The organism is Soonwooa sp., assembly GCF_030151385.1.
Classification (GTDB): domain Bacteria; phylum Bacteroidota; class Bacteroidia; order Flavobacteriales; family Weeksellaceae; genus Soonwooa.
Genome location: NZ_JASLDS010000018.1, coordinates 1 through 9,996, shown reverse-complemented (window position 1 = coordinate 9,996; position 9,996 = coordinate 1). Strand labels below are relative to the sequence as shown.

Below are 9,996 nucleotides of genomic sequence, written 5' to 3'. Positions count from 1 at the left end.
AGTTGTTTATGTAGCTGATCTTGAAGGATTGAATGCTGGTCAGACTTCAGATTTTAGAAGACAAGCTTTCAAGCAAAATATCAAAGTAAAAGTTGTTAAAAATACACTTTTACAAAAAGCTATGGAGCAAGTTGAAGGTGTTGATTATTCTGAAATGTTCCCAACTTTCAAAGGGAATTCAGTAGTAATGATCTCTGAAACGGCTAACGCTCCTGCAAAATTAATCCAAGGATTCAGAAAGAAAGCTGAAAAACCAGCTCTTAAGTCTGCATTCTTGCAAGAGACTATCTACGTTGGTGATAACAACCTAGATGCACTTGCTAACATCAAGTCTAAGGAGGAGATGATCGGAGAAATCATTGGATTACTTCAATCTCCAATCCAAAGATTGGTATCTGCATTACAAAACAAAGCAGAAGGTGCTACAGAAGCAGCTCCAGCTGTAGAGGAAGTAAAAGCAGAAGAAGCTCCAGCTACTGAAACGCCAGAAGCTAGCGCAGAATAATTAAACTCAAAACAATCAAATAAGTTCAACAAAAAAACATTAATACAATGTCAGATTTAAAAAATTTAGCGGAAACGCTAGTAAACCTTACTGTAAAAGACGTTAACGAATTAGCTACTATCCTTAAAGATGAGTACGGAATCGAGCCTGCTGCTGCTGCTGTAGTTGTAGCTGCTGGTGGTGCTGGTGAAGCTGCTGAGGAAAAAACTGAATTCGACGTAATCCTTAAGTCAGCTGGTGCTTCTAAATTAGCTGTTGTTAAATTGGTAAAAGATTTAACTGGTGCTGGTCTTAAAGAAGCTAAAGATATCGTAGACGGAGCTCCTTCACCAATCAAAGAAGGTGTTTCTAAAGACGAGGCTGAAGCGCTTAAGAAGCAATTAGAAGAAGCTGGTGCTGAAGTTGAATTGAAGTAATTTTCAATTTACATAATACAAGAAGCCATCCCAATTTGGGGTGGCTTTTTTGTTTCTTTTTATCAAGTTTTTTTAACAAAACTGTGTTATCTCGATAGCTTATTGGGAATCCGCTACTAACGCTTAATTTGGTCGTTCCCTAAAACTTATAAACGTATTTTGACTCAACATAAGATTGTAACTTTTTGAGGAGTGTAGTTTTTAAAATGTTCAAAAATAAGTTCGCATACAATAATGCTTGCTGTAGGTGATCTATCTAATTTTGATACAGTTTCGATATCGTTAGAAATAGTTTTTGGGCATAGTAGCTTTTTTATAGGTAAATACGAACGTTGCCAATGTTGTTTTCTCACGCAACAAGCAAGAATTTGAAAAGCTTGTTTGATGATGTTTAAATTTTCTAATAGTATTATTCTTGTATTTTTTTAATTAGAAATGCACAAACAGGTTTTAGTTGTGTTTGTAAAAGGCGGTAAACTTGGTTGCTTCAATTTATTATATTGGAACAACAAAACATTAGCTGATACGAGAGTTTTTGGTTTTAGAATCCCAAGCAAAAGCATTGCTTTTACTTCAAATAGGAGTTGTTAATGACATACTGGGTTCTACGCTAGAAAAGCTGCTTGATGTAAATAGAACTGGAGTAAAAAGACTTCCTATTTTCAGAGCTAAAGTTTGGTCTTTTTGAAAAGCTTAGATACTTCAAATTTGTTTTAATAGCCTGCATTTTTTGCTGTTTTTTTGTTTTGATTTTCTTATTTTGAAGAATTGGAAGAAGCCAATTTTGGTTGGTTGTTGGGTGTAAATTTTTTTTTTTGCTTATTTAGAACGAAAAACCTACATAGCATTATGTTTTTATACTTGTTATGAATAATTAAGTTTTTTTGAGCAGGTTTTTAAAGGGGGAATCAAAAAGAATCGAAAATTTGAATGCCTTATTTTAGTGGCGGTCTTTAATAGTCTATTTAACATAATGAGTTGATTTATAGTTTTTTTTAAATGAAAAAGATTTTGAATGTGAAAAAAATAACTTTATCTTTGCGCACACAAAAGATGAAAAATTGAAAGGGATTACTCGTTCAAAACCCTATTTGCGCACTCAAAAACTGCAATTGTTTTTGGTATTTGTATTGGTACTCTTCCAATGCCAAATATTTCAGTCACAAATACATCTTCAAGGTGGCGCATCCATAGTTTCGGTAGTAGATTCTAACAAGCTAAAAATAGTTGTTGCCAAGCCAGTTGTCCCTAGCAATATCAAACGTGTTGCGAAAAATAATCCAAAAAATAGTTTCGCTGAAAGTAAGAAGGAGACTAAAAAGATTGCGATTTCTAAACTTAGCATAAAGTCAGTTTATTCTTATCCATCTACTGAGTTTTTCTCATTAATTAATGGAAAAGCAGATCATGTTGTCTTGGTGAATTCCAGCTATGCAGGTTTTTCAAAAGCAATTGTTAAGAATCTGTATATTTCTGTAGATCTTAAAAACTTTAAAGAAGCTTCGCTTATATCAAAGGAAGCAAACCTATTTTGCACTAAGAAAAGTAATTCATTTTTCTGGGCACGCCCTCCACCAACGCATTGTGATATCGTATAGAGCAAATTGTTTTGTTCTATTTTAAAATTTCTTTGTTTCGAAAGAAACAGATTATTAATTAAATTTTCTTCACAATGATTAAAAAAATACTCACTACATTTTTTGTTATGCTCATGTTTGCATTGGGACATAGCCAAAATATTAGTTTAATCGGAAATAAAACAATTACGGTTGCTGGTGCCAGTCAGCCAGCTGATTTGAATTGGACGATACCAGCTGGGAAAAATAGGATTGTTATTGTTCAGTATTGGATTGAGCGTGACCATCGAAACGGATCAGGTGCTAATGCAACCACTACAAGTAATAATTTTCCCTCTGCGGATTTGGGGAGAACAGCGTTCTCACCTACGATAAATGGAACTGCTATGGTGCCCAAAATTACTGGAAGTTATGCAGCTTATTTTGCACCTTCTACATCTAGTGGTGGAACCGAAGCTAACAATACATATCTAAGTGATAATTATCACATGTATTTTTTAGGAGAGGCTGATCTTCCTACAAGTAGTTCTGCAACTTTTAAATTTGGGATTCCTAATGCACCGAAAAATGCTGCAGATAACCTTATTATTTCGATTTCGGTATATTCCAATGTTAGTAATTTATCAATTGTTAACAGTTTACCAAATCCAAGTGGAATAGACTTTATAAGAGATAGTTCCGGTTCTAATCCTACTACAACAAACGGAAGTGGTAATAAAAGTACAGCTGTTACCGCAGCTACAACTGTTGTCCCAGGGAGAACGGCTAGTGAAGTTCTTTATCATGGTATAATTGCCTCTAGTATGGAGAAAAATGTAGCTTTGGCGACAGGTAGTACATGGACTGCATTTAATCAAACTCCCCTATCAAATTCTGCAGGATATCCCTTTAACACGGATAGGAAAGACTAGTCTTAGCTCGCCGAGTGTTTCTCTAGAGTTTTACGATGGCGCAGATAATGCAAAAGCAATGATATTACCATGGGTAACATCAGCAAGTGCAGTTGCATCCGCTGTTGACGGAACCATTATTTACGATACGACAGATAAGAAAGTCAAGTATCTAAAAGCAGGTTCTTGGTTTGATCTTTCTGTTGATGCAACAGGTGTTGTTAACACAAGTTTGCAATCATCTCTTACAGAGAAAGCTTCAGCAAAAGCTCAGATAGGAGGGACTCCTGCAACAGATACTACGAGTGGTATTTTGGTTTTGGCAGATACCAATAAAGCGATGATTTTACCCAAAGTGGCAAGTCCACATTTGAAGATCATCAATCCAGAACCAGGAACAATGGCATACGATACAGTAACCAAACAGTTATGCGTGTATAACGGAACAGTTTGGAGTTTCTGGAAGCCATAACTTTAAAACTTGAGCATCTGATCACTATAGTGTCAGATGCTCATTTTTTTTAGATTATACTCACAACATCTTGCAAAACATTTTTCGATAAGCCGAAATACAGGTCGCAATTTGAAGAAAAAAACTTATCTCGATAAAATTTAAACAGGCTCTTAGTCTTTATTTGTTTGCATTGCCATAAATTCTGAAGGTGACAAGTCTGTATATTGCTTAAAGACTTTAGAAAAAACACTGTGTGAAGAAAAACCTGCATCTTCCGCAATATATGCGATTTTGAAACTCGAATATTCTTTGTTTTCAGTCAAGTTTTTAATGACATATTTTATTCTTAATTCGTTGATGTAAGCATTGAAGTTCTTTTGTTTATGCTTATTAATTAGTTCCGAAGTATATTGCGTATTGGTTCCAATAATTCCAGCTAAGGAAGCTAAAGACATATTTTGATCCGTAAATTTGGTCGAACGTTCAAACTTTTCCAGCTTTCTAAGTAGAGAAGCTTCCATTTCAGAAGACATGTTTTGCTTCTTATTTGTTTGGTTTTCTTTAGGCGCGTTTTCTACTATATATTCAATTTCACTTTCACTTTCACTTTCATAATCGCTTTCGCTTTCATCGTCATTTTCGTTCTCTATATTTTCATGCGAGAGCTTTTCTTCCATTTTTATTTTTTCTAACAACTCATCATAGGTTTTTCTTTGAGACTTGCTATGTCTTTTTTGTCGCGCAAAATAGATAATACCAGCTCCCAAAATCAAAAACAATGAAATCGCCCAGATGATTTTCTCTTGTTTTGCTTTCTTTTCTTCGGCTAATCGTTTTGCTTCAATTTCCGCAATAGAAGCGTTGATATTAGTAAGTTGATCTTGAGAAAGATAGTTGCCTAATTTGTTAAATTTTAAACGGTACTCGTTTGATTTTTTTAAGTCGCCTTTTAGAAGTACCAGAAAACTGTGCATGTTCAACAGCAACAGGAACATTCTACTTATCATGTTTCAAACCAGGAAACGTTGTCGCTGGTTCTACAATACCTACAAAACATGGTATTACCTCACTAGGAAGAGCAGGCGCTGCTAACGGAAACTGGCCAATGGTGAGAAATAGTGCATGGACGGTTCTAGAATCTCAGACCAAAGGTTTTGTGGTGAATAGATTGACAGATACTCAAATGGCTGCAATACCAGCAGCAGATTTGAAAGAAGGTATGATGATCTACAACATTACCCAACAATGTTTGATGATTAATATTGATGGAACAGCAGGCGGATGGAAATGTTATAAAAATCCGGCATGTCCAGATCAATAATTCAAATTAAAAAAGGAATTACAATGAAAAAACTATTGATATTCATATTAAGTTCTACTGCTGCTTGCGCCTTTGCGCAAGTGGCAATAGGAAAGACTAGTCTTAGTTCGCCTAGCGTTTCTCTAGAGTTTTACGATGGCGCAGATAATGCAAAAGCAATGATATTACCATGGGTAACATCGGCAAGCGCAGTTGCATCGGCTGTTGATGGGACCATTATTTACGATACTACAGATAAGAAAGTCAAGTATCTAAGAGCAGGCTCATGGTTTGATCTTTCTGTGGATGCGACAGGTGTTGTTGACACAAGTTTGCAATCGTCTCTTACAGAGAAAGCTTCAGCAAAAGCTCAGATAGGAGGGAATCCCGCAACAGATAACACGAGTGGTATTTTGGTTTTGGCAGATACCAATAAAGCGATGATTTTACCCAAAGTGGCAAGTCCACATTTGAAGATCATCAATCCAGAACCAGGAACAATGGCTTATGATACAGTCACCAAACAGTTGTGCGTGTATAACGGCAAGGTTTGGAGTTTCTGGAAACCATAATTTTAAAACTTGGGCATCTGATCACTATGGTGTCAGATGCTCATTTTTTCTAAACACAAAGTAGAATTAAAACACAATGATGATGAATCCGATTGGTAATTTGAAAGATATTTTCATAGGAAAATATATTGAGGAACGAATTAAAGAGTCAGGAATTTCGTTAGAGCGTCTTGCAAAATTTGTTGGAATAAAAGAAGAAGAGATCAAACAAGTATATGATTGCCAATCTATAGATGCCAACCAATTGTTACGCTTTAGCAAAATCTTGGAGTATGACTTTTTTAGATTGTACTCGCAGCATCTTATTTTTTATTCGCCAGTTGCTGCTGCTAACCCAGAGCTAAAATCGGTAAAGAAAACGAAACTACCTCAATTTAGGAAAAACATCTATACACAAGAAGTGATTGACTTTATTTTAAAATTGATTAGAAGTGAGGAGAAAACCACTTCTCAAATTATTGAAGAATACAGAATACCTAGATCAACATTATACAGATGGCTAAGCAAATACTAATGAAAACAGGACCTAATTATCATAAGATTTTTCGCGATATTATTGCTCACGACTTTCCCAATATTGGAGAAGATTGTGAAAGTATATTATCAAAAGCGAGTCTTAATTCTCAAGATGTAATTAATCTTAATCAGAAAATATTTAATTCAAAAAATGATAGAACATCGGAGAATCCGAAGTTTCGATCTTATGATTTGCAAACGATACGAGAGATTTTAAAGTATCAACGCAAACATGAATTAAATGACACGCAACTTGCAATTCATTTTTCGATAAGTAGGAATACGATTCGAATGTGGAAGACTAAGTATTCATCAAGATAAAAATACCAAATGGCATCTAACTTTAGATGTCATTTTTTTATTTACTGTTTTGTATTGTTTTAAAACAATTACAGTGAAATCATATTTAAGTTAACAATTCACAATGACTATCATTGATGTTGATAAAAAAAATATTCAATTAGGCTGTTAGTTGTGTATGTAGTTCGTGAAAACTAAAAAATAGCGAAAAAGCCTTTAGTTGATATTGGTTTAGTATTGGTATTCAGTGATTTAGGTTTTTAAGTCTTGATTCGATAAAAATATTTTTATTAATTTTGACGAAACTTAAACATTATGATGAAATTCAAAAATATATTTTCGGCATTATTATTCATGCCAGGAGTATTCTATACTCAATCCAAATCCGTCGGAATTAATACCAACAAACCAGACGCGTCAGCACTGTTAGATATTAGTGGCGATGCGCCAAAAGCTTATGCTGATCCCAATGCTAAGTTTGGAATGTTACCACCACGTATTGCTTTGAAAAGTAATATTGATGTTGCTACTGTGAACAGACCTGCAGTTGGCTTATTGGTGTTTAATACATCCAATGCGGGTACTTTTCCTAATGAGGTAAGTGCAAACGAATACTATTATTGGGATGGCAGTAAGTGGGAAAAGTTGGTCTATACAAGTATTGTGGAAGATGCTGTTAAGCTTAAGATCTTTTATGCCGAAAGCAATGTTAGACAAAATTTCACCTCCGATCAGGTTAATTTTAAGGATGGAGAGACCATCAGAAATGTGGTGAACTTTGAGGCGGCAACAATTAATTCTAACAACTTCATAAAGTTTGACGCTGCAGCATCTACTTTTACAGCTACAATTTCTGGTATTTATGATTTTTCAGCTTTTGTAAATTATAATCCGATGGCAGCAACTGTTTCAGGACCTGTTAATAACAGGGCTTTTCTTAATCTTATTGTTCAGAAAAAAGTTGTTGGCTCTTCCAATTGGGATGATTCCATTGGTACCCGATCGGCATGGGGCGAAGATGCAGCATCGACATTGAAAACAACAATGCTTTTAGGAACACCCTTACAACTTAATGCTGGTGACCAAGTAAGATTGGTTATAGGTAATCCTTTTGGTCATGGTGCAAATAATGACCATTGTGGTACAGGAGATTGCTATATAGGTAATGATGTTGCAGCGCATATCCCTGTTGCAAAAGGAATAAGAATACAATTGTTAGATTATAATATTAAATAATAAAATGATGAAAAAAAATATTTTACTTTTAGCAATGTTCATTTTTTTTTCTTTCAGTAACGCTCAAGTTGGAATAGGCACAACTACTCCGAATTCTTCTGCTGCACTGGATATTGATGCAACGAGCCTTGCAGCTACTAATAAGAAAGGATTGATGCTTCCTCGTGTTGCGTTGTCAGATAATACAGACATGACTACTATTTCTAGTCCAGCAGTTGGGTTGATGGTATTCAATACAGCAACCAGTGGAGTCGGAAATGCACAAGTTACTGCAAATACATTTTATTATTGGAATGGTGTTAATTGGACAAATTTGACAAGCTTGACCGAGGTGCGACGAGAGTTGCTTCCGCAAGTATTTTTTATTGCCGAGCGTAAGAATGATATAACAACAAATCAAGATGTTAATACAGGAGTGGGGAATAATGTAAATGTTGCTCCTGTTGTTGTTACTTTTTCTAGTTCTTCTATTATGTTGAATACAGGAAATAATATTACTTTGTCAGGTGTTGATAAGTTTCTTATCAACAATACAGGAACTTATGAAATTTCTGGAACAGTTAATTATAATCCCAGCATTGGGAATTTAGCATCAACAACTAATTTGGAATTCATTATTCAATCATCTAGCGATAATGGTTCTACTTGGACCAATGTTGCAAAGGCTGTTTCTGTATGGGGAGCTGGCACAACGCTTAATAATAGAAGTACTAATATTCCGCCGGTAATTATTAATGTTAATGCTGGTAATTATATTAGAGGTGTCGTTTTTAAAACACTGGGAACAAATCATTCTACGAACGCAACTATTAGTGCACCAACGGGTCTGACTTATGGAAAAGTATTAAAAATTCAAAGATTAAAGTAATGATGAAAAATATTTTGTTTCTTTTGTTTGTCGTAGCACTTGGAAAGAGTTACGGACAAGTTGCTATTGGCGCCAATACACCTGATGCTTCGGCATTATTAGATGTTAACACAAACGGACTTTCTTCTAAAAAAGGTTTTCTACCTCCTAGAGTTGGTCTCAAATCGAACACTGATATATTGACGATTAAAAATCCTGTTGCTGGGATGACTGCTTATAATTTGGCAGATGCGAGTACTGGTGCAAGCTTAATTAAAGGAAATCGATTGGCAGTATGGACTAGCTCGCGTTGGGATGTAATTAGTAATTTGACTGAACTAAGAAGTCTGAAACAACCTATCGATTATGCGATATCATCAAAAACAGCCCAAATATTTAATTCAGGGGAAACTGTACGCATCAATAATGGCGAAGTCATTCCATTAACTTGGCAAGCGAGTGAAGTTGTTGTTGATGACCCAGATGATGTTAGTCTTGCAAATAATATATTTACGATTAAAACGGCAGCGCCTTATACCATTTCAGGTTCTGTAATTGTTGCCGTGAATATAGGCGCTAATGATAACTCTCAGGTTGTTTTAACTTTACAATCTTCAAAAGATTTAGGTCTCAATTGGGTTGATTTTTTTGCCAATTCTGTGGCTATTGATAGGTTGGTTGCAGGTAAAGCACAAACAATTGCTATCCCTCAAATTTTACATCAGTTTGCAGCGAATGAGCTCGTGCGTGTGGTGCTGTCAAAACCAAGTGGTAAAACTAACTTTGGTGCTAGCGCTGGTGTTGCCCCGAACAATCCTGGAGATGTGACAAAGTCTTTGCGTTTTAGAAGAATTCGTCAATAGTTTTTTACAGAAAAAATAATATAGAAGAGAGTATCCCAAAAGATGCTCTCTTTTTTATGAAATGTTTAACGCTTTTCGGAAATGCAAGCACTTGTGAGTCAGGATAAATAATTGTATCTTTGCACCTCATTTTGGGCTTAATTATAAAATTTTTATAGGTAACAATACTTTAGAACCTCTTGTGTCTTCGGCTACAAGGGATTTTGTTGTTTGTAATTGTTTTTTATTTATTTCCAAAAATTAATTTGAAAAGAATATTTTGCATTACGCTGTGAAAAGATATACCAGCGTTGCTTAGAATTAGAATCGAGAACTAAGATAAAGATTTAAAACCAATTCTGATAGCCCAAAAATCAAAAGTTTTATTTCTTTTTCAAAATTCTGCTTCTGCTTCGATATTTTTGAGATAAACAAAATATTTTTTAACCTTTTTCTTGTAATTTTATGAGTAAAACACAGGCAAATTCAAAAATCAAAGGGACTGAAAGAATCAACTTTTCTTCTGCGAAAGGTAAGATTG

The 9,996-nt window shown here is 34.9% G+C and carries 13 protein-coding genes; 12 read left to right on the top strand and 1 reads right to left on the bottom strand.

The annotated features are described in order from the left end of the window. From rplJ to Q1V95_RS02580, 5 genes are all read left to right on the top strand, one after another. A partial coding sequence (rplJ, locus tag Q1V95_RS02600) for a 50S ribosomal protein L10 (RefSeq protein ID WP_300669976.1) occupies positions 1-505 on the top strand: 505 nt, incomplete at its 5' end. Positions 506-552: 47 nt separating this feature from the next. Then, a complete protein-coding gene (rplL, locus tag Q1V95_RS02595) occupies positions 553-921 on the top strand; it encodes a 50S ribosomal protein L7/L12 (RefSeq protein WP_300669974.1) in 369 nt (122 codons plus the stop codon). 1,061 nt (positions 922-1,982) lie between these two features. Continuing rightward, positions 1,983-2,519, top strand: a complete 537-nt coding sequence (locus tag Q1V95_RS02590) for a hypothetical protein (protein ID WP_300669972.1) — start codon at positions 1,983-1,985, stop codon at positions 2,517-2,519. Positions 2,520-2,593: 74 nt separating this feature from the next. Continuing rightward, positions 2,594-3,409 (top strand): hypothetical protein, encoded by an 816-nt coding sequence (locus Q1V95_RS02585; RefSeq protein WP_300669970.1) that lies wholly within the window; start codon positions 2,594-2,596, stop codon positions 3,407-3,409. 58 nt (positions 3,410-3,467) lie between these two features. Next, entirely contained in the window at positions 3,468-3,860 is a 393-nt protein-coding gene (locus tag Q1V95_RS02580) for a hypothetical protein (protein WP_300669965.1), read from the top strand. 152 nt (positions 3,861-4,012) lie between these two features. On the opposite strand, the gene Q1V95_RS02575 is transcribed toward Q1V95_RS02580, so the two are convergent. Further along, entirely contained in the window at positions 4,013-4,816 is an 804-nt protein-coding gene (locus Q1V95_RS02575) for a helix-turn-helix transcriptional regulator (RefSeq protein WP_300669963.1), read from the bottom strand. Between Q1V95_RS02575 and Q1V95_RS02570 the strand changes: the two genes are divergently transcribed. From Q1V95_RS02570 to Q1V95_RS02540, 7 genes are all read left to right on the top strand, one after another. Continuing rightward, positions 4,771-5,163: a hypothetical protein gene (locus Q1V95_RS02570; RefSeq protein WP_300669961.1), complete on the top strand. Its 393-nt coding sequence runs from the start codon at positions 4,771-4,773 to the stop codon at positions 5,161-5,163. The genes Q1V95_RS02575 and Q1V95_RS02570 overlap by 46 nt on opposite strands. 23 nt (positions 5,164-5,186) lie before the next feature. Beyond that, the gene (locus Q1V95_RS02565; RefSeq protein ID WP_300669959.1) at positions 5,187-5,714 is read left to right on the top strand and encodes a hypothetical protein; all 528 of its coding nucleotides are present in this window, start codon (positions 5,187-5,189) and stop codon (positions 5,712-5,714) included. Between the two features lie 79 nt (positions 5,715-5,793). After that, positions 5,794-6,228, top strand: a complete 435-nt coding sequence (locus Q1V95_RS02560; RefSeq protein WP_300669957.1) for a transposase — start codon at positions 5,794-5,796, stop codon at positions 6,226-6,228. Continuing rightward, a complete protein-coding gene (locus Q1V95_RS02555) occupies positions 6,228-6,551 on the top strand; it encodes a helix-turn-helix domain-containing protein (protein ID WP_300669955.1) in 324 nt (107 codons plus the stop codon). Before Q1V95_RS02560 ends, Q1V95_RS02555 begins: the two co-directional genes overlap by 1 nt. Before the next feature lie 294 nt (positions 6,552-6,845). Further along, positions 6,846-7,766 carry a hypothetical protein gene (locus Q1V95_RS02550; RefSeq protein WP_300669953.1) on the top strand — a complete coding sequence of 307 codons (921 nt, stop codon included), beginning with the start codon at positions 6,846-6,848 and terminating at the stop codon, positions 7,764-7,766. A gap of 34 nt (positions 7,767-7,800) precedes the next feature. Next, on the top strand, positions 7,801-8,634 hold the full coding sequence (locus Q1V95_RS02545) for a hypothetical protein (protein ID WP_300669951.1): 834 nt from the start codon (positions 7,801-7,803) through the stop codon (positions 8,632-8,634). Next, positions 8,634-9,476 carry a hypothetical protein gene (locus Q1V95_RS02540; RefSeq protein ID WP_300669949.1) on the top strand — a complete coding sequence of 281 codons (843 nt, stop codon included), beginning with the start codon at positions 8,634-8,636 and terminating at the stop codon, positions 9,474-9,476. The genes Q1V95_RS02545 and Q1V95_RS02540 overlap by 1 nt, the downstream gene beginning before the upstream one ends. Positions 9,477-9,996 lie beyond the last annotated feature (520 nt).